Annotated in this window: 20 protein-coding genes and 1 riboswitch; of the genes, 10 read left to right on the top strand and 10 right to left on the bottom strand. The window is 73.1% G+C overall.

What is annotated here, in order from left to right:
* The first annotated feature begins 91 nt into the window (after positions 1-91).
* A complete protein-coding gene (locus AAG589_RS07640; protein WP_430566647.1) occupies positions 92-1,390 on the top strand; it encodes an alkaline phosphatase in 1,299 nt (432 codons plus the stop codon).
* 67 nt (positions 1,391-1,457) lie between these two features.
* Here AAG589_RS07640 and AAG589_RS07635 read toward each other — a convergent pair whose 3' ends face one another.
* Both AAG589_RS07635 and AAG589_RS07630 read right to left on the bottom strand, forming a co-directional pair.
* Positions 1,458-2,279, bottom strand: a complete 822-nt coding sequence (locus tag AAG589_RS07635; protein WP_430566646.1) for an exodeoxyribonuclease III — start codon at positions 2,277-2,279, stop codon at positions 1,458-1,460.
* A 68-nt stretch (positions 2,280-2,347) separates the two neighbouring features.
* Positions 2,348-2,830: a VOC family protein gene (locus AAG589_RS07630; RefSeq protein ID WP_430566645.1), complete on the bottom strand. Its 483-nt coding sequence runs from the start codon at positions 2,828-2,830 to the stop codon at positions 2,348-2,350.
* 124 nt (positions 2,831-2,954) lie between these two features.
* Between AAG589_RS07630 and wecB the strand changes: the two genes are divergently transcribed.
* Both wecB and AAG589_RS07620 read left to right on the top strand, forming a co-directional pair.
* Positions 2,955-4,364 carry a non-hydrolyzing UDP-N-acetylglucosamine 2-epimerase gene (gene wecB, locus AAG589_RS07625; protein ID WP_430566644.1) on the top strand — a complete coding sequence of 470 codons (1,410 nt, stop codon included), beginning with the start codon at positions 2,955-2,957 and terminating at the stop codon, positions 4,362-4,364.
* Between the two features lie 8 nt (positions 4,365-4,372).
* Entirely contained in the window at positions 4,373-5,779 is a 1,407-nt protein-coding gene (locus AAG589_RS07620; RefSeq protein ID WP_430566643.1) for a glycosyltransferase family 2 protein, read from the top strand.
* A 16-nt stretch (positions 5,780-5,795) separates the two neighbouring features.
* Here AAG589_RS07620 and AAG589_RS07615 read toward each other — a convergent pair whose 3' ends face one another.
* The 5 genes from AAG589_RS07615 to AAG589_RS07595 form a co-directional block, all read right to left on the bottom strand.
* Entirely contained in the window at positions 5,796-6,659 is an 864-nt protein-coding gene (locus AAG589_RS07615) for a polyphosphate kinase 2 family protein (RefSeq protein ID WP_430566642.1), read from the bottom strand.
* Between the two features lie 96 nt (positions 6,660-6,755).
* Complete coding sequence (locus AAG589_RS07610; protein WP_430566641.1) at positions 6,756-7,616, bottom strand: bifunctional 5,10-methylenetetrahydrofolate dehydrogenase/5,10-methenyltetrahydrofolate cyclohydrolase; 861 nt, start codon at positions 7,614-7,616, stop codon at positions 6,756-6,758.
* Positions 7,613-8,896: a serine hydroxymethyltransferase gene (gene glyA, locus AAG589_RS07605; protein WP_430566640.1), complete on the bottom strand. Its 1,284-nt coding sequence runs from the start codon at positions 8,894-8,896 to the stop codon at positions 7,613-7,615. The genes AAG589_RS07610 and glyA overlap by 4 nt, the downstream gene beginning before the upstream one ends.
* Positions 8,897-8,975: 79 nt before the next feature.
* Positions 8,976-9,063: riboswitch (ZMP/ZTP riboswitch) on the bottom strand.
* Between the two features lie 172 nt (positions 9,064-9,235).
* Entirely contained in the window at positions 9,236-10,273 is a 1,038-nt protein-coding gene (locus tag AAG589_RS07600; RefSeq protein WP_430566639.1) for an arabinan endo-1,5-alpha-L-arabinosidase, read from the bottom strand.
* The gene (locus AAG589_RS07595; RefSeq protein WP_430566638.1) at positions 10,270-11,664 is read right to left on the bottom strand and encodes a glycoside hydrolase family 27 protein; all 1,395 of its coding nucleotides are present in this window, start codon (positions 11,662-11,664) and stop codon (positions 10,270-10,272) included. The genes AAG589_RS07600 and AAG589_RS07595 overlap by 4 nt, the downstream gene beginning before the upstream one ends.
* Positions 11,665-11,929: 265 nt before the next feature.
* On the opposite strand from AAG589_RS07595, the gene AAG589_RS07590 reads away from it, so the two are divergent.
* The 7 genes from AAG589_RS07590 (at position 11,930) to AAG589_RS07560 (ending at position 19,331) form a co-directional block, all read left to right on the top strand.
* Complete coding sequence (locus tag AAG589_RS07590) at positions 11,930-13,285, top strand: ABC transporter substrate-binding protein (RefSeq protein ID WP_430566637.1); 1,356 nt, start codon at positions 11,930-11,932, stop codon at positions 13,283-13,285.
* 121 nt (positions 13,286-13,406) lie between these two features.
* Positions 13,407-14,387: a carbohydrate ABC transporter permease gene (locus tag AAG589_RS07585; RefSeq protein WP_430566636.1), complete on the top strand. Its 981-nt coding sequence runs from the start codon at positions 13,407-13,409 to the stop codon at positions 14,385-14,387.
* A gap of 14 nt (positions 14,388-14,401) precedes the next feature.
* On the top strand, positions 14,402-15,301 hold the full coding sequence (locus AAG589_RS07580) for a carbohydrate ABC transporter permease (protein WP_430566635.1): 900 nt from the start codon (positions 14,402-14,404) through the stop codon (positions 15,299-15,301).
* 2 nt (positions 15,302-15,303) lie between these two features.
* On the top strand, positions 15,304-16,713 hold the full coding sequence (locus tag AAG589_RS07575; protein WP_430566634.1) for an arabinan endo-1,5-alpha-L-arabinosidase: 1,410 nt from the start codon (positions 15,304-15,306) through the stop codon (positions 16,711-16,713).
* Positions 16,710-17,387: a DUF624 domain-containing protein gene (locus AAG589_RS07570; protein ID WP_430566633.1), complete on the top strand. Its 678-nt coding sequence runs from the start codon at positions 16,710-16,712 to the stop codon at positions 17,385-17,387. The genes AAG589_RS07575 and AAG589_RS07570 overlap by 4 nt, the downstream gene beginning before the upstream one ends.
* Before the next feature lie 55 nt (positions 17,388-17,442).
* The gene (locus AAG589_RS07565; RefSeq protein WP_430566632.1) at positions 17,443-18,057 is read left to right on the top strand and encodes an ArsR/SmtB family transcription factor; all 615 of its coding nucleotides are present in this window, start codon (positions 17,443-17,445) and stop codon (positions 18,055-18,057) included.
* On the top strand, positions 18,054-19,331 hold the full coding sequence (locus AAG589_RS07560) for an MFS transporter (protein ID WP_430566631.1): 1,278 nt from the start codon (positions 18,054-18,056) through the stop codon (positions 19,329-19,331). The genes AAG589_RS07565 and AAG589_RS07560 overlap by 4 nt, the downstream gene beginning before the upstream one ends.
* Here the strand turns inward: AAG589_RS07560 and AAG589_RS07555 are convergent.
* The 3 genes from AAG589_RS07555 to AAG589_RS07545 all read right to left on the bottom strand — a co-directional run bounded on the left by AAG589_RS07555 (position 19,315) and on the right by AAG589_RS07545 (position 22,350).
* Positions 19,315-20,403: a LacI family DNA-binding transcriptional regulator gene (locus AAG589_RS07555; RefSeq protein WP_430566630.1), complete on the bottom strand. Its 1,089-nt coding sequence runs from the start codon at positions 20,401-20,403 to the stop codon at positions 19,315-19,317. The genes AAG589_RS07560 and AAG589_RS07555 overlap by 17 nt on opposite strands.
* A gap of 79 nt (positions 20,404-20,482) precedes the next feature.
* Positions 20,483-21,397, bottom strand: coding sequence for a carbohydrate ABC transporter permease (locus tag AAG589_RS07550; RefSeq protein ID WP_430566629.1), 915 nt, complete (start codon positions 21,395-21,397; stop codon positions 20,483-20,485).
* Positions 21,397-22,350, bottom strand: coding sequence for a carbohydrate ABC transporter permease (locus AAG589_RS07545; RefSeq protein WP_430566628.1), 954 nt, complete (start codon positions 22,348-22,350; stop codon positions 21,397-21,399). Before AAG589_RS07545 ends, AAG589_RS07550 begins: the two co-directional genes overlap by 1 nt.
* Positions 22,351-22,353 lie beyond the last annotated feature (3 nt).

Raw genomic sequence — 22,353 nt, 5'->3', positions numbered from 1 at the left:
TCCTCTCCCGGATGCCGGCGACGCGGCCCCTGCCTACGGTGCGAGGGCCGGCGGCACCACCGCCGCCGGCCCGATCGTTCGAGGAGGAGCGATGGCAGCACGCACCACGATGCGCCGCGTCGGCGCGGCGGCGCTCACGGCACTGGTCGCCGCGGGGACGGCGGTCGGCGCGACGGCCGGAGCTGACACCGACCGCGGGCGCGGCGGGCACGACGGGCGGCACGACAAGGACCGGGCACGGAACGTCATCGTGCTCCAGGGCGACGGCATGGGCCTGGCGGCACGGGAGCTGATCCGCCTCGCGAGCGTGGGCAAGGACGGCCACCTCGTCATGGACACCCTGGACGAGGCCGGCTGGACCGCGACCGACTCCGCCGACCCCGAGGAGGCGGTGACCGACTCCGCGGCCGGTGCGACGGCGTTCGCCACAGGCGTCCGCACGTTCAACGGGGCGGTCGGCGTCGACGCCGACGGCACCCCGGTCCCCACGCTGCTCGAGGACGCGAGGCGGGCCGGCAAGGCCACGGGTCTCGTCTCGACGGCGCAGGTCACCGACGCCAGCCCGGCCGCGTTCGGCGCGCACGTCACCGACCGCTACGACCAGAGCGAGATCGCGCGGCAGTACCTCGAGGAGTCGCGGCCCGACGTCCTGCTGGGCGGCGGCGAGGACTTCTGGTACCCGGAGGGCGAGCCGGGCGCCTGGCCCGACAACCCCCCGGAGGATCCCGAGGAGCAGAGCAAGGGCACGGCGGGCAACCTCGTCGAGCGGGCCCAGGAGCTCGGGTACACCTACGTCAGCGACGCCGAGGGGCTCGCCGGCGCGGACGGCCGGAAGCTGCTCGGCCTGTTCGCGAACGAGGAGATGTTCCAGCAGGCCAACGAGGGCGAGGGCGACGTCTACTCCCCCGAGGTGCCGCTGGTCGACATGGCCGCCAAGGCGCTGGAGGTGCTCCAGCGCGACCGCGACGGCTTCTTCCTCTTCCTCGAGGAGGAGGCGATCGACGAGTTCGCCCACCAGAGCAACGCGACGCGCACGATCGAGGCGGGCCGCTCGCTCGACGAGACCGTCGCCCTCGCCCTGGACTTCCAGAAGAAGCACCGCGACACGCTGGTGCTCGTCGTCGGCGACCACGCCACCGGCGGGCTCGCGATCGAGAACGTCGACCCCGAGGACGAGTCGGGCGAGGGCGCCACCGCGGAGGACGGCCCGTTCCCGGTGCCGGGCACGGACCTCGAGTTCTCCGTCGACTGGACCACCGGCGGGCACACGGGCGAGGCCACGCCGATCACCGCGCAGGGGCCGGGCGCCGAGCGGCTGTCCGGGCCGCAGCTCAACACCGACGTGCACGACGCCGTCCAGCGGGCGATGTTCCCCCACGGCCACCGCTGAGCCGTTGTGGGTGGGCGTTTGGCCCTGTTTCGATCCGAAACAGGGCCGAACGCCCACCCACAACGATCTACAGGTCGTAGGTGGCGACGACGGCGGCGTGGTCGGACCAGCGCTCCTCGTAGGTGGGGGCGCGGTCGACCTCGACCTTGACGGCGCGCGGCGCCAGGGCGGCGTTCGCGAGCTGGTAGTCGATCCGCCAGCCGCGGTCGTTGACGTACGACTGGCCGCGCCACGACCACCACGTGTACGGCCCGGGGCCCTCGCCGCCGTGCGCGCGACCCAGGTCGGCCCAGCCGAGCTCGCCCGTCCACCTGTCGACGTACGCCCGTTCCTGCGGCAGGAAGCCGGCGTTCTTGAGGTTGCCCTTCCAGTTCGCGATGTCCACGTTCCGGTGGGCGATGTTGAGGTCGCCGGCGACCACCGAAGGATGCTCGGCGGCGGACAGCTCGGCCAGGCGCGCGGTGACCTTGTCGAGGTGCGCGTACTTGGCCGCCATCGTGTGCTCCTGCCCCGGGGCGTTGGAGCCCGAGTGCAGGTAGGCGGAGACGGCGGTGAGCAGGCCGCCGCCGGGCAGCTCGACGTCGGCCTCCACCCAGCGGCCGGTGTCGACCGGCGGCTCGGGCTCGCCGTCCGGACCGTGGGCGGCCAGCCCCGTGCGCACCGCGCGCAACGGCAGCCGCGACGCGACGGCGACCCCGGCCCGCCCCTTGATGTCGCTGGGCAGGTGCGCCACGTGCCAGCCCTCGAGGTACTCGTGGACGAGCTCGTCGGGCGCGCGCACCTCCTGCAGCAGCAGGACGTCGGGGGTGCGGGCGGCGATCCAGGCGGGCATGTTGCGGCGGAAGGCGGCACGGATGCCGTTGACGTTGGCGGTGGCGACGGTCAGCACGCCCGACATCCCATCACACGCCGACGACACCGCCCGCGCTCAGCGGCACCGCGCGGGCGTCGCGTGCCTCACTCCCCGCGGGAGGCGGCCTCCAGCGCGGCGACGTCGATCTTGTGCATCTGCAGCATCGCGTTCATGACCCGCAGGTTCGCCTCGGTGGTGTAGTCGCCGGACAGCTCCTCGAGCTGCTTCGGGATCACCTGCCAGGAGATGCCGAACTTGTCCTTGCACCAGCCGCACGGCCCGGGCTCCCCGCCGTCCGAGATGAGCACGTCCCAGTACCGGTCCACCTCGTCCTGCGAGTCGACCCGCAGGTAGAAGCTGAACGCCTCGTTCAGCCGGAACTCGGGGCCGGCGTTCAGCCCGGTCACAGGAAGCCCCGCTACCGTGAACTCGACGACGAACGGTTCGCCGGCCCGTGCCCCCGGCACCCCCTCGGGCGACGTGAGCACGGAGTCCACCGACGACCCCGGGATGTGCTCGGCGTAGAACGCCGCCGCCTCGTGCGCGCGGTTGTTCCCGAACCACAGGTGCGTGCGTGCGGTCACCATGGCCGCTCCCTCCGACGGGCACCGTCCCTCGCGGCCGGTGCGGCTCCCTTCCGACCGACGGGCGAACCGGAACTCATCGGTGTCGGTCCGCCGTCCCGGCACCTCGCTCGACGAAGGTAGAGACATGCCGCTTCCCGTCAGCCCCGAGATCCTGGTCGTGCTGGGCACCCGCCCGGAGGCGATCAAGCTGTTCCCGCTGATCCAGCGCCTGCAGGACCACCCGCGCCTGCGCCCGGTCGTCGTCACGACCGGCCAGCACAAGGAGCTCGTCGACTACGTGCTGCAGGAGGCCGGGTGCGAGGTGGCCGGCAACCTCGGTGTCGGCCGCCCGGGGCTGACGCTGAACGAGCTGTCCTCGTCCGTCATCGCCGGCCTCGACGAGTTCGTCACCGGGCGGTACGGCCCGGCGCCCGAGCGGATCAGCGGGCGCATCCGCGAGGACCACTACCCCGCCGGCTGCATCGTGCACGGCGACACCTCCAGCGCCGCCGCGGCGGCGCTGGCGGCGTTCCACCTGCGCATCCCCGTGGTGCACGTCGAGGCCGGCCTGCGGACCGGCACCACGCTCACGCCGTTCCCCGAGGAGCTCAACCGCCAGCTGGTGGCGCGCATCGCGTCGTTCCACGCCGCGCCGACCCGCGCGAACGTGCAGAACCTCGTGCGCGAGGGCGTCGACATCGGCCGCACGTTCGTCACGGGCAACACCGGCATCGACGCGCTGCAGTGGGCTGCGGCGCGGCGCCTGCCCTACCGCCGGCCCGAGCTCGCCTGGCTCGAGGACGACACGACGTCGCGCGTCGTCACCGTCACCGCGCACCGCCGGGAGAACTGGGGCGAGGGCATCGGGAGCATCGCGACGGCGGTGCATCGGCTGGCCGACGCGCACCCGGACGTCCGGTTCGTCGTGCCGGTGCACCCCAACCCGCGCGTGGCGCAGACGGTGCGCGACGAGCTCGACGACGTCGCCGCCGTCACGCTCACGAAGCCCATGGAGTACCACACCTTCGCCCGCCTGCTGGCGCGGTCGACCCTGGTGATCACCGACTCCGGCGGCATCCAGGAGGAGGCGCCGGCGCTCGGCGTGCCCGTGCTCGTGGCCCGCTCCACCACGGAGCGCACCGAGGGCGTCGAGGCGGGCACCCTGGAGCTGGTCGGCACGGACGCCGACACGATCGTCGCCGCCGCCACCCGGGTGCTCACCGACCCCGCGGCGCACGCCGCCTTCTCGCGGCAGCCCAACCCCTACGGCGACGGGCACGCCTCCGAGCGCATCGTCACCGCCCTGGAGCACCTCGTCTTCAACACGCCGGTGCCGCAGACCTCCGGCCCCGGCTTCGTCCGCGCGCAGGTGCTGGAGTGGGCGGGGTTCCACCGCACCGACGCGATCGACGGCCCCGAGTTCGTGCGCGAGCCCACCCCGGTGGACAGCGTCCCGGCCGACCTGGAGGGCGTCGTCATCGCGCCGAAGTCGACCGTCGACCCGTACGACGCCGCGCCGAGCGACGGCGCCCCGCACCGATCGGCGGCCGAGTGAGCGCCGTCGTGAGCACCGCCGTCGGCGCCGCCGTCACCGCGCCGTGGTGGGACCCGTACCGCGGCATGCCCCCCGGCGTGCAGGTGCTGATGTGGTTCCTGCTCGCCCTGACGCTCGTGACGTTCGGCGTCATCGTCTGGCTCGTCGTGCGCGCGTGGTTCGAGCGGCGTCGCCAGCGCAAGGCCGTCGAGCGGGCCCGGGAGGACGAGTACCTGTGGGTGTTCGTCGTTCCCGCGCTGAACGAGGAGGTGACGATCGCCGACAGCGTGAGCCGGCTCGTCGCGGTCGAGGCCACCCACAAGGCGATCGTCGTCATCGACGACGGGTCGGACGACCGCACGCCCGAGGTGCTCGCCGGCCTGCGGGCGCAGGTGCCCGAGCTGCACGTGCTGCGCCGCGAGCTGCCGAACGCCCGCGTGGGCAAGTCGGCCGGCCTCGACGACGCGTGGGAGTTCGTGCACTCCGAGGTGCTCGCGGGCGACTACGCCGGCTGGCCGACGACCCGCGTGATCGTGGGCGTCGTGGACGCCGACGGCCGCATCCCGCCGGACGCGCCGCGCGCCCTGGCCGGCGCGTTCACCGACGAGCGGGTGGGCGGCGTGCAGGCGCTGGTGCGCATCTACAACCGCCGGCACTACCTCACCTGGGGCCAGGACGTGGAGTTCGGGGTGATGGCGTACGTCTACCAGCTCGGGCGCTCCGCCTGGGGCACCGCCAACATGGGCGGCAACGGCCAGTACGTGCGGCTCGCGGCGCTGGACGACGTCGTCGTCACCGAGAAGCTCCCGCCCGGCATCGAGCGCGGGCCGTGGCGCGACCGCCTCACCGAGGACCAGGACATCGGCGTGCGGCTGATCCGCGCCGGGTGGCGGGGGCGCCAGACGGTGCTCACCACGGTCGACCAGCAGGGCGTGACCAGCCTGCGCCGCCTGTTCAAGCAACGCGTGCGCTGGGCGCAGGGCAACTGGCAGGCGTTCTCGCTGCTGCGCGGGGCGTTCCGCGCGCCCGTGTCGGTCGGGGCCCGCCTCGACCACCTCGCCTACCTGCTGATGCCGCTGCTGCAGCTGCTGATGGGGCTCGGCCTCGTGCTGTCGCTGCTGTTCTGGCTGTTCGGCGACGTGCCGTTCCACTCCGGCTGGTGGCCATCGCTCGTGTTCTTCGCGACGATCGCCCTGGTGCCGAGCTTCCTGTCCCTGCTCATGACCAACGAGCCGGGCCGCCGCCCCCTGCTGCGGGCCGTGTTCGGGCTGATCCCGTACATGCTCTACACGTGGCTGCTGTGGCCGGTGGTCACGGTGGCGCTGGCGCGCGAGCTGCTGGGCCGGCGCACGTGGACCAAGACCGACCGCGAGCCGCTCGACGCCAACCTGCCCGACGACGTCGAGCAGCCGGCCGGTCCCGCCCCCGCGGCCTGAGCGTCGGGCCGGGGCGTCACGACGCCGCGAGCCGCGCCTTCTCCTTCTCGACGTCGAAGGTCGCGGCGGGCCACCGCGGGTCGATGTCCTCGAGCGCGTCCAGCAGCAGCGCCTGCACGGCGAGCCGGGCGTACCACTTGGCGTTCGCGGGGACGACGTACCAGGGCGCGTGGTCCGTCGAGGTGCGCTCGAAGACCATCTGGAAGGCGTCCATGTAGCGGGGCCACTCCAGGCGCTCGTCGACGTCGCCGGGGTTGTACTTCCAGTGCTTGTCGGGGCGCTCGAGCCGCTCGCCGAGCCGCGCCTTCTGCTCCTCGGGCGAGATGTGCAGCATCACCTTGACGATCCGCGTGCCGCGCGCCACGAGCTCCGCCTCGAACGCGTTGATCGCGCCGTACCGCCGCTCGATCTCCTGGGGCGGGGCGAGCTCGCGCACCTTCCCGATGAGCACGTCCTCGTAGTGCGAGCGGTCGAAGACGCCGATGTACCCGGCCTCGGGCACCTCCTTCTCGACGCGCCACAGGAAGTCGTGCGCCAGCTCCTGCGGCGTCGGCTTCTTGAACGCCACGAGGTGCACGCCCTGCGGGTCGGTCGCGCCGATGACGTGCCGCACGATGCCGCCCTTGCCCGCGGAGTCCATGGCCTGCAGCACGAGCAGCACGGCGGGCGCGGACGGGTCCTCGCGGCTCTGGGCGTACAGGCGCTCCTGCAGCTCGTCGAGCTCCTGCTCACCGGCGAGCAGGTCGGCCGCGCCGTCCTTCTTCTTCCCGGCGTAACCGGGCTTGGCGTCCGGGTCGACGTCCGCGAGCCGGAACCCCGGCCCCACCTTCAGCAGCTCGCCCGGCTCGCCCGACCACCCACGCTGGCTTCTCGCGACCATGGGCACATCATGGCGGACGCGGCCGGGCCCGTCGCCCCCAGGGGGACGACGGGCCCGGACGGTGCTCGCGAGGTGCGCGGCGGGATCAGGCAGGCGCTACCCCCGGGCGGCGCGCTCCGCGGCTTCCACCGCGTTGCGGAACAGCATGGCGATGGTGGTCGGCCCGACGCCGCCGACGCGCGGCGTGATCGCCCCGGCGACCTCCGCGCACGACTCGTCGACGTCCGGGAGCAGCTTGCGCCCCTCGTACCGGACGCCGCCGCCGACGACGGTCACGCCCGGCGTCAGGTGCTCGGGCTGCAGGATGCCCGGGACGCCCGCCGCCGCGATCACGATGTCGGCCCGCTTGGTGTACTCCTGCCAGTCCGGCACCCCGGTGTGGACCACGGTGACGGCCGCGTTGGCCGTCGGGCGCTTCTGCGAGAGCAGCAGGGCCAGGGGGCGCCCGAGCGTCGTGCCGCGGCCGAGGATGCAGACCTCGCGACCGGCGACCGGGATCTCGTAGTGCGCCAGGAGCGTCTCGATCCCGGCCGGCGTCGCCGGCACCGGGCCCGGCATGCCGAGGGCGAGGCGTCCCATGTTGACGGGGTGCAGGCCGTCGACGTCCTTGTCCGGGTCCAGCGCGAGCATGGCCGCGTCGAAGTCGATCTGCGGGGGCGGCGGGTTCTGGATGAGGACGGAGCCGACGTCCTTGGCGTCGTTCATCTCCCGCACGGCGGCCAGGACGTCCGCCTGGGTCGCGTCCTGCGGGAGGTGGATGTGCGGCGAGGTGAACCCGAGCTCGTTCGCCTTGTCCATCTTCATCCGGATGTAGCCGGCGCTGGCCGAGTCGTCCCCGACGAGGATCGTGCCGAGGCCGGGACGGTGCCCCGCGGCGATCAGCGCGTCGATCCGCGGGGCGAGGTCGGCGAAGACCGCCTCGGCGACCGGCTTGCCCGGCAGCAGGCGGGCCGTCACTGCTGCAGCCCGGGGTAGAGCGGGAAGTCGGCGGTGAGCTTCGCGACGCGGGCCGCGAGGCCGTCGACGTCGGCCGACGCGCCGTCGCGCAGCGCGACCGCGATGATGTCCGCGACCTCGGTGAACTCGGCGTCGCCGAACCCGCGCGTGGCGAGCGCTGGCGTGCCGATGCGCAGGCCGGAGGTGACGCGCGGCGGGCGCGGGTCGAACGGCACAGCATTGCGGTTCACGGTGATGCCGGCGTCGTGCAGGAGGTCCTCGGCCTGCTGGCCGTCGAGCGAGGAGTTCCGCAGGTCGACGAGCACCAGGTGCACGTCGGTGCCGCCGGTGAGCACGGACACGCCCTGCTCGGCGACGTCGGCCTGGGACAGGCGCTCGGCGATGATCTGCGCGCCGCGCAGCGTGCGCTCCTGGCGGGCCTTGAACTCGTCGGTGCCCGCGACCTTGAACGCCACGGCCTTGGCGGCGATGACGTGCATGAGCGGGCCGCCCTGCTGGCCCGGGAACACGGCCGAGTTGATCTTCTTGGCGTGCTCCTCCTTGCTCAGGATGAAGCCGGAGCGGGGGCCGCCGATGGTCTTGTGCACGGTGGAGGAGACGACGTCGGCGTGCGGCACGGGGCTCGGGTGCAGGCCCGCGGCCACGAGGCCGGCGAAGTGCGCCATGTCCACCCACAGCTTGGCGCCGACCTCGTCCGCGACCTCGCGGAACGCGGCGAAGTCGAGGTGGCGCGGGTACGCGGACCAGCCGGCGATAATGACGTCCGGGCGGTGCTCGAGCGCGCGCTTGCGCACCTCGTCCATCTCGATGCGGTACGACTGCGGGTCCACGCCGTAGGCGCCGACGTCGTAGAGCTTGCCGGAGAAGTTGATCTTCATGCCGTGCGTGAGGTGGCCGCCGTGGGCCAGCTCGAGGCCGAGGATCTTGTCGCCCGCGTTGATGAGGGCGTGCAGCACGGCCGCGTTGGCCTGCGCGCCCGAGTGAGGCTGCACGTTGGCGGCCTCGGCGCCGAAGAGGTCCTTGGCGCGGGCGATCGCGAGGTTCTCGGCGATGTCGACCTGCTCGCAGCCGCCGTAGTAGCGGCGGCCGGGGTAGCCCTCGGCGTACTTGTTGGTCAGGACGGAGCCCTGCGCCTGCAGCACCGCGCGCGGGACGAAGTTCTCGCTCGCGATCATCTCGAGGGTGTCGCGCTGGCGGGCCAGCTCCCCGTCGAGGACGGCCGCGATCTCGGGGTCGAGCTCGGCCAGGGGCGCGTTGAACGTGGGGTCGGGAGTGCTCATGCGGCGTTCTCCTGCTGTGTCGGACGGCGGTCGGACTCACCGGGCGTCGGAGGCCTCGACCCGGCGGGGTGTCGGACGACGACCGGGCCCAGGCGAACGACCCGTCGTCAGCACAGCGCGTCGCTCCCCGGTGGTGATCCACCTGTACGCCAGTCGCGACCCTCGCGATCCTAGCCGATCCCGCCCGGCGCGAGCCCGGCCCGCCGCGACCTGGGCTCGCCGAAGTAGTCCACATCCTGCCGAGGTAGTCCAGATCTCCGCGAGGTAGTTCGGCCGGAACTACCTCGGCAGGACTCGAACTACCTCACGGAGATCTGGACTACCTCGGCAGGGCTCGGACTACCTCGCCACGGGCCAGCCGTCGTCGTCCCAGCCCAGGCGCTGGATCCCGAGGCGCGGCGCCCCGCCGTTCTCCCCGTCGTAGAAGTGGTAGCCCAGATAGCCCTGCGACAGCGACTGCCCGCCGGGGCCGATCCTCGCGCCGTCGGTGCCCAGCACCAGCGATCCGCCGCCGTCCGCCATGTCCCTGCCGTCCTTGTCGAGGAACGGGCCGGTGACGTCCCGCGCGCGCCCCACGTGGATCGAGTACGTGGAGTCCTCGCCGGCGCAGCACCGGTCCCACGACACGAACAGGTAGTACCAGCCGTCGTGCTCGGCGACGTACGGCGCCTCGATCGCGGGGTCCGGCACCCCGGACCGCCTCGCGACGGTGACCGGCTCGGCGTCGTCCGCCGGCTTCCCGCTCGGCCAGGCCAGGGACACCCGCTGGATCCCGCCCCAGAAGGACCCGAAGAACAGCCACGGCCTGCCGTCGTCGTCGGTCACGACCCCGGGGTCGATGGCGTTGTAGTCGTCCGTGCCCGCGGTCGAGCGGATCACCATGCCCTGGTCGGTCCAGCCGAAGTCCGGGTCCGCGGGGTCCAGGGTGCTGGCCGTGGCCAGCCCGATCGCGGAGGAGTTCGAGCCGAACGTCGACGCGGAGTAGTAGAGGTACCAGGTGCCGTCGTGCTCGACGAGCTCCGGCGCCCAGTAGTTCTCGACGCCCGCGATCCCGGTGTCCGGGTCGCGGACCCACGCCGGGTCGCCCGAGGCGTCCCACGCCGTGCCCGCCGGCTCCCAGGTGCGGCCGCCGTCGTCGGACCGGCGGATCTGCGGGGCGCCGAACCCGACGCGCAGGTCGCCGGTGGAGTACACGAACCAGGGCTCACCCTCGTCGCCGACGACCAGCGCCGGGTCGTGCACGGCCAGGTCGCCCTCCAGCTCGAGCGCCACGGGCTCGGCCTCCGACGGCGCCCACGGGCGCGCGACGGCCAGGACCGCTCCCCCGGCGACGACGACCGCCGCGAGCGCCGCCGACGCCACGGCCGACCGCCTCACGCGGCGCCTCCCGACGCTCCCGTGGCCGCGTCGAGGCGCAGCAGCCGGACGCCGTGCGCGGGGACCTCGACGTCGAGCACGGTGTCGCCCCCGGTGGTGGCGTCCGCGGGCCGCAGCGGCACGAGCTCGCCGGTCCACACGTCCACGACGGCGGCCGGGGCGCCGGGCAGGCCCGCGGAGGCCGCGGGCACCCGGACCCTGCGGGCCTCGGACGCCGTGCTGAAGACGCCCGCCCAGCGCGTCGAGCCGTCGTCGGTCGCGGCGCCCCAGACGACGGTCTCGGCGCCCGGCCCGCCCTCGCGCAGCAGCTCGCGCCCGCCGGCGGACCGGTGCGCGACCGCGAGGACGCCGGGGTGGGCCAGGTCCGCGATCGTGTCGGGGTCGGAGGTCGGCAGGTCCCCACCGACGAACAGCGGCGAGCGCGCCAGGCACCACAGGCTGAGCATGGTGCGGCGCTCGTCGGCGGTGAGCAGCGAGTGGCGCGGCTCGCCCCGTTCCGCCCGCACGCCGATCCGGCCGAGGGGGAGCATGTCGGCGTCCGCCCACCCGGCGGGGCCCGAGTGCGGGGCCCAGCGTGCCATCCGGCCGAGCTGCGCCTCGACGTCGGGCCAGCGGTCCCAGAGGTCGTCGGAGACCCGCCACATGTCGGCGTGCTCGCGCAGGTGCTCGAGGTGGGCGAGCGACAGCCCGGTGCCGGGCGACAGCGAGACGAGCACCCGCCGGCCGTGCCGCAGCTCCGCCCGCCGGACGGCCAGCGAGAGGGCCTCGACGGCGTCGGCGTGGTAGGGCGCCAGCATGTCGTCGACCTTGAGGAAGTCGACGCCCCAGCCGACGACGTGGTCGATCATCGCGTCGAGCCACGCCTGCGCGCCGGGGTGGTCGTGCCGCAGGCCGTAGCAGTCGGAGTTCCAGGGGCAGGTGCTGGCCGTGTCCGCGATCTCGCCCGTGCGGTACGGCGTGCGGGGCACGGGCAGGTCGGCCTCGACGGCACGCCGGGCGATGCCGCGCATGAGGTGGATGCCGAAGCGCAGGCCCAGGTCGTGGACCGCGGCGGCGAGCGGCGCGAAGCCCCGACCGCCCGCGGAGGACGGGAAGCGTTCGGGCACCGGCCGCAGGAACCCGTGGTCGTCGAACAGCACGGGCGCGGCGTCGTTGTAGCCGCCGCGGCGGGCCGTCGGCTCGTACCACTGGATGTCGACGACGACGGTGTCCCAGCCGGCGTCGGCCAGGACGCCGCCGTCGTGCCCGGCCAGGAACCGCGCGTTCGCGAGCACCTCGGCCTCGGTCACGGTGGTGCCGTAGCTGTCCCACGAGTTCCAGCCCATCGGTGGGCGGTCCGTCTCCCCCGACCTCCGTGCCCGCGGGTGTCCCCGGTCCTCCTGGTGCGCCATCGCTCCCCCTCGTCACGCGCGACCGTCGCCCGCGTACATCGTTGTAGAGGTGGTCATCCTGCCCGCCGCGGCCGACGGCGGTCAACCGCGCCACCGCGGCGCGCGGCGGGCCTCTTCATCGTTGCAGAGCCGTGACCTCGGCCACTTGACCGCGCCGCGCGAGCCGTGCCACATTGGGCGCCGTCGATGGCTCTTCATCGATGTAAACCGCAACGGGGCGACGCCGCGCCGGCGCGGATCGGATCTCCCCGAGAGGACCCCCGTGATGAGGAAGTCACGCCTGATCGCCGGCATCGCCACCGCCGTGGTGGCCGCCAGCACCCTCGCCGCCTGCGGCTCCGGCAGCGGGAGCGGCGCCGACGCCGACACGCTCACGTTCATGTTCCGCGGCGGTGACGCCGAGAAGGCGGCCTACCAGGACGCCATCGACCGCTTCACCGAGGACACCGGCGTCAAGGTGAAGGTCATCGTCACCGACGCCGACCAGTACGCCACCAAGCTCCAGGCCGCCGTCGCCGGCAACAAGGTGCCCGACGTCTTCTACGTGGAGCAGGGCAGCCTGCAGTCGTACGTCTCCTCCGGCGTGCTCATGGACATCACCGACCAGGTGGCCGACCAGGGCGTCGACCTGGACAACGTCTGGCCCTACGGCGTCGACTCCTACCGCTTCGACGGCACGGTCCAGGGCACGCCCGACGGTCAGCTCTACGCGCTCCCCAAGGACGTCGGCCCGATGGCCCTGGGCTACAACAAGACCATGCTGGAGAAGGCCGGCGTCGAGCTCCCCGACGCCGACGAGCCGATGACCCGCGAGCAGTGGCTCAAGATCCTCAAGAAGGTCACCAAGGACACCGACGGGGACGGCAAGACCGACCAGTGGGGCACCGGCCTCAACGTCAACTGGACGCTGCCGTCGTTCGTCTGGAGCAACGGTGGCGACTGGACGAACGAGGACCACACCCAGGTGACCGTGGACTCCCCGGAGTTCGCGGACGCGCTGCAGTTCTTCGCCGACCTCACCACCAAGGAGAAGGTCACCCCGAACACCGAGCAGTCCGCCACGCTCGACACCTACCAGCGGTTCATGGAGGGCCAGATCGCCTTCTTCCCCGTGGGCCCGTGGGACGTCTCGACGTACAACGACCTGGACTTCGACTACGACCTGATGCCGTGGCCGACCGGCGCGACGGGTGAGCCCGCCACGTACATCGGTTCCCTGGGCATCGGCGTCTCGAACACCACGGCCCTGCCGGAGGACGCGGTCAAGCTCGCCACGTACCTGTCGACCGACGAGGGCGCGCAGCAGACCCTCGTGGACGCCAACATCCAGATCCCCAACCGGATCGACACGGCCGAGAAGTGGGCCGACGCGAAGGACTCCGAGCCGGCCAACCGCCAGGAGTTCCTCGACATCGTCCAGGACTACGGCCGCGCCATGCCGGCCGCGTACACCTTCAGCCCTCAGTGGTACGACGAGCTGTTCGTCGACATCCAGCCGGTGCTGGACGGCAAGAAGACCGCGGCCGACTACCTCGCCGAGGTGCAGCCGCGCATGCAGGAGCTGCTCGACCAGACGAACGAGCAGGCGGAGCAGGCCGCTGCCGCCGGCGCCGCCGGCTGACCCCGCCTTCCCCCGGCCGACCGACCCGGTCCCCCGAGCCGGCCGCCGTCGTCGTCCCCCGACGGCGGCGGCCGGCCCGCCCTCCCGCACCCACCGGACACCCCGGACGAAGGAGTCAGCGATGACGTCCACGGCCTCGCCGGCGACCGCCGGCCGTCGCACCCCCGCGCCGCAGCCCGCGCCCCACACCGCGCCGGCCTCGTCGCGGCCGGGCGGCGGCTCGTCACGCCTGCACCGCAACGAGAAGAAGTGGGCGCTGCTGTTCGTCGCGGCGCCCGTGCTCGGCTACCTGCTGTTCGTGCTGTACCCGACGCTCTTCGCGCTGTACGCGTCGCTGACCCGGTGGAACGGCCTGGGGCCGATGCAGTTCATCGGTCTCGACAACTACGTCGCGCTGCTCGGCGACGAGCGCTTCCGCCAGGCCCTGTTCAACACGTTCTTCTACATGCTCGGCATCCCGATCGGGCTCGCGATCTCGCTGGCGCTCGCCATCGCGATGAACCGCAAGATCGTCGGGCTCACCGCCTTCCGCACGATCTACTACATCCCGGTGATCTCGTCGATCGCCGCCGTCGCGATCCTGTGGCAGTGGGCCTACAACGGCGACTTCGGGCTGGTGAACCAGTTCCTCGCCTTCTTCGGGATCGACGGCCCCAACTGGCTCGCCGACCCGACGTGGTCCAAGCCCGCCATCATCCTCATGATGGTCTGGAAGGGCCTCGGGTACTCGATGCTGCTGTACCTGGCCGCGATCCAGTCCGTGCCCCGCTCGCTCTACGAGGCCACCGCCCTCGACGGCGCAGGCGCCTGGCGCCAGTTCCGGGCGATCACGCTGCCGATGGTGCGCCCCGTGACGTTCTTCCTCGTCGTCACGCAGGTCATCGGCGGCGCCATGATCTTCACCGAGATCAACATCATGACGCCCACCGGCGGCCCCGAGTACTCGACGGCCTCGGCCGTCTTCTACATCTGGAAGCAGGCCTTCCAGTACCGGCAGATGGGCTACGCCACCGCGGGCGCGATCGTGCTCGGGGTGCTGATCCTCATCATCACGCTCGTCCAGTTCCGCCTGAACCGGCGCAACAGCTTCGCCATCGACTGAGGCCTGGAGACATCATGACCACCACCACGGCCCCGGCCGCCCCCGCCACGGGCAGCGGCACGCACCCCCGCCTCGGGCGTCGGGCGCGCTCGCGCCTCACCGACACCGTCGTCTGGGTCATCCTCGCGGCGGGCGCGATCTTCATGGTCGCGCCCCTGCTGTGGATGTTCTCCACCTCGATCAAGACCAAGCTCGAGGTCTTCGCCCTCCCGCCCGTCTGGATCCCCGACGTGCCCCAGTGGGACACGTACGTGCGGATGTGGAGCGACTCCTTCGTGCTGGACGGCATCCGCAACAGCCTGATCGTGTCGCTGTCCGTCACGGTGGTCGGCACGTTCACCTGCGCCCTGGCGGCGTTCGCCCTGGCCAAGATGCGCATGCCGTTCAAGAACGCGATCTTCATCGGCCTGCTGTCCGGGATCATGATCCCGTTCCCCACGCTGATGATCCCGCAGTTCGTGATGTTCTCGAGGCTGGGCTGGGTCGACACCCTGCTGCCCCTGATCGTCCCGGCGATCTTCGGCAACATCGTGATGATCTTCTTCCTGCGCCAGTACCTGTCGAGCGTGCCGGACTCGCTGGTCGAGGCCGCCAAGATCGACGGCGCCTCCTACTGGCAGATCTTCTGGCGCATGATCATGCCGATCATCCGCCCGGCCGTCGCCGCCCAGTTCATCCTGTGGTTCATGGCCGTCTGGAACGACTACCTCGCGCCGATCCTCTACCTGAACACGCCGGAGCGGCAGACCCTGCAGGTGGTCATCGCCAACATGAACGTGCAGTACGCGACCCAGCGGGACTACCCGCTCATCATGGCGGCGTCCGTGGTGGCGCTGCTGCCGATCCTCGTGGTCTTCCTCGTCTTCCAGCGGCAGATCATCGAGTCCGTCGCGCTCACCGGCACGAAGGGCTGACCGTGACCCAGACCGACACGACGACGGGTCCGGGCGCGCCCGACACCTCCGCCTGGGGCGGCCGCCACGTGCACGACCCCACCGCGGTGCGCGACGACGACGGCGTCTACTGGCTCTTCTCCACCGACGCCCGCTGGGACGGCCCCGTCCGCGGGGGCGTGCAGGTGCGCCGCTCGACCGATCTGGTGACCTGGGACTTCCACGGCTGGGCCCTGCCCGGCGTGCCCGGGCCGGCCTCCGCGTGGTCCGGCGCCGAGGGCCTCTGGGCCCCCGAGGTCGTGCGCGTCGATGTCCCGGACGTCCCGGGCGGCGCGGGCGTCGTCTGGCGGATGTACTACTCCGCCTCGACGTTCGGCTCCCGCCGGTCCGCGATCGGCCTCGCCGACGCGCCGCACCCCGCCGGCCCGTGGACCGACCGCGGCATCGTGGTCGCGAGCGAGCACGCGGAGCCGCCCGAGGGACTCGGACAGCCCAACGCGATCGACGCCAACGTCGTCACGGAGGCGGACGGGTCGCAGTGGCTCGTCTACGGGTCGTTCTTCAGCGGCATCCACGTGCTCCCGCTCGACGCGGCCACGGGCCTCGTCGCCGAGGGCCTCGCCCCCGCCCCGGGCGAGCTGCACGCGGCTCCGGGCCGCCTCCTCGCCCGGCGGGCACGCTCCGCCGACGGCGCGGTCGAGGGCGCGTTCGTCCTGGCCCGCCCCGGCGGCGGCTGGGCCCTGCTGGTGTCGTACGACTCGCTCGCGGGCAGCTACCACCTGCGGGCCGCCGTGGGCGACGCCGTCCCCGGCCCGTACCGCGACCGCGCCGGCCGCCTCATGACCGACCTCGACGCCGACCCGTGGGCCGTCGGCGTGCCCGTGCTGTCCGGCCACCGGCTCGCCGGCGGGCCGGGGATCCTCGCCCCGGGCCACGCGTCGGTGCTCACCGAACGGGTGCCCGCCTCCCGCCCCGGCGTGGCGCCGGAGGCCGGCTCGCACGGGCGCCAGCTCCTGGTGCACCACGTGCGCGACGCGGACGCGCCGACCGAGCACCGCCTCCAGCTGCGGCGCCTCGTGTGGACGCACGACGGCTGGCCGCTCGTGGCCCCGCAGCCGTGGGCGGGTGCCGACCGGGAGGTGGACGACGTCTCCCGGTGGCCGGTCGACCCGGCCATCCTCGACGGCGACTGGGAGCAGCTCACCCCCGGCGCCGACCCGACGCAGGTCCAGGACGGCGCCGTCGGGCCGCTGCCCCCGCGCGCCGACGTGCGCGCCCTGGGCGGCGGGCGGTTCGCCTGGACCGCCGCCGACGGCGCGGCCGTGTCCGCCGTCGTGCACCCGGGGTGGGACGCCGTGCGCGACCGCGCCGCCCTGTGCCTCGAGGCGCTCGACGACGCCGGGCGCGTCACCCTCGCCACGAGGCTCCCGTGACGGCGCCCGTGCCGGAGCGGGCCGCCGCCCGCGCCGCCGTCGCCGAGGCGGAGGTGCCCGGCTGGGCGGGCGGCGTCATGCTGGCGCTGCGCTGGGCGACCCTGCTGGTCGAGGTGACCGTCATGGTGGCGCTGGGTGCCCTGGCCGGCGGCGTGCTGCTCGGCCTCGGCCCGGCGCTGCGGGCCGGCGGCGTCGTCGCCGCCCGCATGACCGCGGAGCCCACCCCCTGGCGCACGTTCTGGCGCGCCTGGCGCGACGGGTTCGGCCGCACCAACGCGCTCTTCGCGCCCGTCTGGGCGGTCGGCGCCCTGCTGTGGTTCGACGGCGTGGCCCTCGGCCTGCTCGACGGGCCGGCGCGGGCCGTGCTGACCGGGGGGCTGCTGGTCGTCGCCGCGTGGGGCGCCGTCGTCCTGGCCGCGTGGCCGGTGGTCGTGTCCCGCTACGACCGCGGCGTCGTCGACACGTGGCGGTTCCTGCTGCTGCTCCCCCTGCTCGGCCCGACGACGTCCCTCGCGGTGCTCGTCGTGGCCGGGGCGCTGCTCGCCGCCGCCTGGGCGCTGCCGCTGCTGGCGGTGCTGGTGGGGCCGGGCTTCTGGCTGTGGGCGGCCGGCCGGCTCGCCGCCGACCGTCTCGACCGGGTCGACGCCCAGGCGTCCGGGAGATCCGCGGCCTGAACCCAGTTCCACAAGAACTCTTGTACAACAACTCTTGTGGGTCTACGGTGGCGGCATGACCGAGCCTCCCGTCCCCGCTCACGAACCCGCCCCCGAGCGCACGCCCGAACCCGTGCGCACCGTCACCGAGGCGAAGGCGCTCGCCGCGCTGGCCAACCCCTACCGGGCGCGCCTCATGGACGCGCTCAAGGTCGACGGGCCGTCCACCGCGTCCGCGCTCGCCCGCCGCACCGGGCAGGCCGTCGGCAGCGCCAGCCACCACCTCAAGGTGCTGCACGACGCGGGCCTCGTCGCCGAGGCCCCCGAGCTCGCCCGCGACCGGCGCGAGCGCTGGTGGCGACTCGTCGCGCCGCGCCTGCGCTGGTCGCGCCAGGAGTTCGCCCAGGACCCCGCCGCCGTCACCGCCGCCCAGGCCGCCGAGGCGCTCCACCTCCAGCGCCAGCTCGAGCGCGTGCGCGACTGGCAGGCGAACGCCGAGTCGGCCCCCGAGTGGGACCGCGCCGCCTTCTCCACCGAGACCTGGGTGCACCTGTCCCCCGCCGAGCTCGCCGCAATGGGCGAGGAGCTCACCGCCGTCCTCGTGCGGTGGGCGGAGCGCCCTCGGCCCGACGACGACGTCGAGCGCGAGCCCGTGCTCGTCTTCGCCCGCGGGTTCCCCGCCCAGCCATGACCGCCACGACGGGCCGGGTGGCCGGCTCCGACCCTGCGCCCCTGGCCCGCAACCCCGGGTTCCGGCGGCTCTGGTTCGGCGAGGGCGTCAGCGTGCTGGGCAACGCCACCACGTCGGTGCTGCTGCCGCTGGTCGCGGTGCTCGAGCTCGACGCCGGCGCCGCGGTCGCCGGCCTGCTCACCGCGGCGGCCTGGCTGCCGTGGCTCGTGATCGGCCTGCCGGCCGGCGCGTGGGTCGACCGGCTCCCCGCGCGGGCCGTGATGATCGCGGCCGACCTGGTCGCCGCCGTCGCCATCGGCAGCGTCCCCGTGGCGGCGGCCCTCGACGCCCTGACCCTCCCGCACCTGGTCGGCGCCGCGCTCGCGGCCGGCGTCAGCACCGTCTTCTTCCGCACCGCCTACGTCGTCTTCCTCCCCCAGGTCGTGCCCGGCGTGCAGCTCGAGGCCGCCAACGCCCGCCTGCTCGGCACCGAGTCGGGCATGCAGGTGGCGGGCCCGGGCCTCGGCGGCGCCATGGCCCAGGCGCTCGGCGCCGCCGCGGGGCTCGCCCTCGACGCGGCGAGCTTCGTCGTCTCGGCCGTGTGCCTCTGGCGCGTCCGCGCGGTACGCCGGCCCGAGGTACCGCCCACCGCCCCGCTGCGGGTGCGCATCCGCGAGGGCGTGGCGTTCGTCGCCGCCGACCGCTATCTGCGCTGGTTCGTCGTCGTGGGCGGGATCTCGAACTTCGGGCTCACCGGTTACACCGCGCTCCTCGTGCTGTTCCTCGTGGACACGGCCGGGCTCGGCCCCTCCGCGCTGGGCGTCGTCATGACCGTCGGTGCCTGCGGCGGGCTCCTCGGCGCCAGCGTCGCGACCTGGCTCAGCCGGCGCCTCGGCAGTGCCCGCGCCACGGTGCTGCTCATGGTCGCCGGCGGCCCGCCCGCGCTCCTTGTGGGGCTCGGGGGCGGCGGCGCCCGGATCGCCTGGACGGTGGCCGGGCTCTTCCTCGTCGGGCTCGCGGTCGTCGCGGGCAACGTGGTGCGCGGCGCGTGGCGGCAGCGCTACGTGCCGCAGCCGCTCATGGGCCGCGTCGTCACGACGAGCCAGTTCGTCAACTTCGGCACGATGCCGCTCGCCGGGCTGGCCGCCGGCGCGCTCGGCGAGGTGCTGGGCGTCCGCGAGACCGTGCTGCTCATGGCGGCGGTGCACTGCGTCGCCTGCCTGAGCGCCGTGCGCAGCCCGCTGCGCGGCCTGCGGGACATGCCCGGGCCGCGGGTCCTCACGCCGTCGCGCTGACCGGCGACACGATCTCCTCGTTGCCGCCGGGCTGGACGGCGACGACGTTCTCCTCGCCCTCCGCCGCGTCGCCGGTGGACTCCCGTCCCACGACCCGCGACCCGGTGACCACCCGCCGGTAGGGCCGGTCGGAGCCGCCCGCGATGCGCTCGACGAGCAGGTCCACCGCGGTACGGGCGATCTGCTCGCGCCCGGGGTCGACGGAGCTGATCGTCGGCACCGAGTAGCGCACGTCGTCGACGTCGTCGAAGCCGATCAGCGCGACGTCGCCCGGCACGTCGATCCGGCGCGCGTGCAGCGCGTGCAGCGCGCCGAGGGCCATGGCGTCGTTGAGGGCGAAGACGGCGTCGATCTCGACGCCGGAGTCGAGCAGCCGGCCCATCGACTCCGACCCGGTCGAGCGGTGCCACAGCCCCGCCTCGCTCACCAGCGCCGGGTCGTAGGGCAGCCCGGCGGCCTCGAGCCCCTGGCGGTAGCCCTCGGTGCGCAGCGCGGCCGAGCCGACCAGCTCGCCCTCGTGCGCGCCGACGACCGCGATCCGCTTCCGGCCGAGGGACGCGAGGTGCTGCGTGGCGGCGCGCGCGGCCGCCACGTTGTTCATCGTCACGTGGTCGGCCGGGGCGTCGAAGACGCGCTCGCCCAGCACGACGAGCGGGAAGTCGACCTCGAACAGGCCGACGTCGTCCTGCCCGAGCGCCAGCGGGGAGAAGATGACGCCGTCCGTGAGGTGCCGGCGCCGGCCGTCCAGCAGCTCGATCTCGCGCTCGCGCACCGACCCGGTCTGCTCGATGAGCACGGTGAGGCCCTGCTCCTCGGCAGACCGGATCACGGAGTCCGCGAGCTCGGCGAAGTACGGCAGCCGCAGCTCCGGCACGGCGAGCGTGATCATGTCCGTGCGCTGGGTGCGCAGGTTGCGGGCCGTGGTGTTGAGGCGGTAGCCGAGGTGCTCGATGGCCTCCTCGACGCGTTCGCGGGTCTCGGGCCGGATGTGCGGGTACCCGTTGACGACGTTCGACACCGTCTTGATCGACACGCCCGCCCGCTGGGCCACGTCGTGCATGGTCACGCGCATGCCGCTCACCTCCCCGTTCGCCCCCCACAGCCTAGGGCAACCGCCGCACGGGACGGCCTGCGGCGCCCGGCGCCGGCGCTCACTTGATCGACCCGAGGGACAGGCCGCCCTGCCAGTACTTCTGCAGGCCGAGGAACGCCACGATGAGGGGCAGGATCGAGACGAGCGCGCCGGTGGTGATGAGGTTCCACACCTGCTCGCCGCCCGCGCCCGCGTTCGACAGCGCCTGCCACTGGTTGATGCCCACGGTGACGGGCAGCAGCTGCGGGTCGCGCAGCACCGCCAGCGGGAGGAAGAAGTTGTTCCACGTCGCGACGGTGGTCAGCAGCAGCACCGTGACGAACGCCGGGCGCAGCAGCGGCAGCGCCACCCGGAAGAACAGCCGCAGCTCCCCCGCGCCGTCGACGCGGCCGGCGTCGAGCATCTCGTCCGGGATGGCGTCGACGGCGTACACGCGCACGAGGTAGACGCCGATCGGGCTGAGCAGCGACGGCAGGATGACCGCCCACATCGTGTTGATCATGCCGAGCTGGCTGAGCAGCACGAACGTGGGGATGGTCAGCGCCGTGAGCGGCACCATGACCGAGCCCAGCAGCATGGAGAAGTAGAGGTTGCGCCCCCGGAACCGGTACTTCGCCAGGGCGTACCCGGCCAGCACGGCGAGCACCGTGGAGCCGACGCCGCCGACGATCGCGTACACGAACGAGTTGCGCATCCACGTCCAGTAGATGCCGCCTTGGTACGTGAACAGCTGCTTGACGTTGTCCCACAGCGCGAACTCGTCGTTGAACCACAGGGCGCCGCCGGAGCCCACGAACAGTCCGCTGTTCGACTTCGTGGACCCGACCACGAGCCACCACAGCGGCACCACGAAGTACAGCACCGCGAGGAGCAGGAAGAGGTGGGAGCCGATCCGTCGCTGTCCGCGGGGTCGTCCGCCGGCGCGCCGCTCGGTGCCGCGCGCGGAGGTCTGCGTCGTCGTCGCCGTCGTCATCACTTCAGTCCGCTCTGCTTGCGGGTCGCGTACAGGAAGATGTACGACCCGATGAACACGAGGATCCCCAGCGCGAACGCGATCGTGGAGGCGTAGTTGAACTGGCTGTAGGAGAACGCCATCGAGTACGCGTACATGTTCGGGGTGTAGGTGGTGGGGATCGCGCCCTGCGCGACCGACCGCAGCACCGTCGGCTCGGTGAAGAACTGCAGGGTGCCGATGAGGGCGAACACCACGATCATCACCATCGACGACGCGATCATCGGGATCTTGATCCGGAACGCGATGGCCCAGTTGCCGGCGCCGTCCAGCTTCGCCGCCTCGTAGACCGACGGGTCGATCGCCCGCAGCGCGGCGTAGACGATGATCATGTAGTAGCCGACCCACTGCCAGGTCACGATGTTGACCAGCGAGCCGAAGATGAGGTCCCGGGACAGGAAGTCGGGGGCGTTCAGGCCGAAGACCCCGAAGATGTCGTTGGCCGGGCCGAAGCGGGGGCTGTACAGGAAGCCCCACATGAGCGCGCCGATGACGGCCGGGATCGCGTACGGCACGAACACGAGCAGCCGCGACGCCTGGGACAGCTTGGTGGCGAGCGTGTCGAGCACCAGCGCGATCGCCACGGCGAGGCCGATCTGGATCGGCACCATGACGAGCACGAACTTGCCCACGCGGGCCATGCCGGACAGGAAGTCCGCGTCCGTGAACACGCGCACGTAGTTGGCGACGCCGGTGAAGACGCTCTCGCCGCCCGTCGCGATGCCCTTGGTGTGCAGGCTGAGCCAGAAGGCGTACGCCAGCGGCACCAGCAGGAACAGCACGAACACGACCGTGAACGGGGCGAGGAAGAGCCACCCCCACCACTGTCGCTTCGTGTCCAGCAGGCTCTGCCCGCCGCGCCGGTTCCCGGCCCGGGCGGGCGCGGCGGGCGGCTTCGTCGTCGTCGAGGCCATCGA

The organism is Isoptericola sp. F-RaC21, from assembly GCF_038593535.1.
Lineage (GTDB): Bacteria > Actinomycetota > Actinomycetes > Actinomycetales > Cellulomonadaceae > Isoptericola.
Note: the sequence above shows the minus strand (reverse complement) of the source record. Positions and strands in the feature narration are given on the sequence as shown.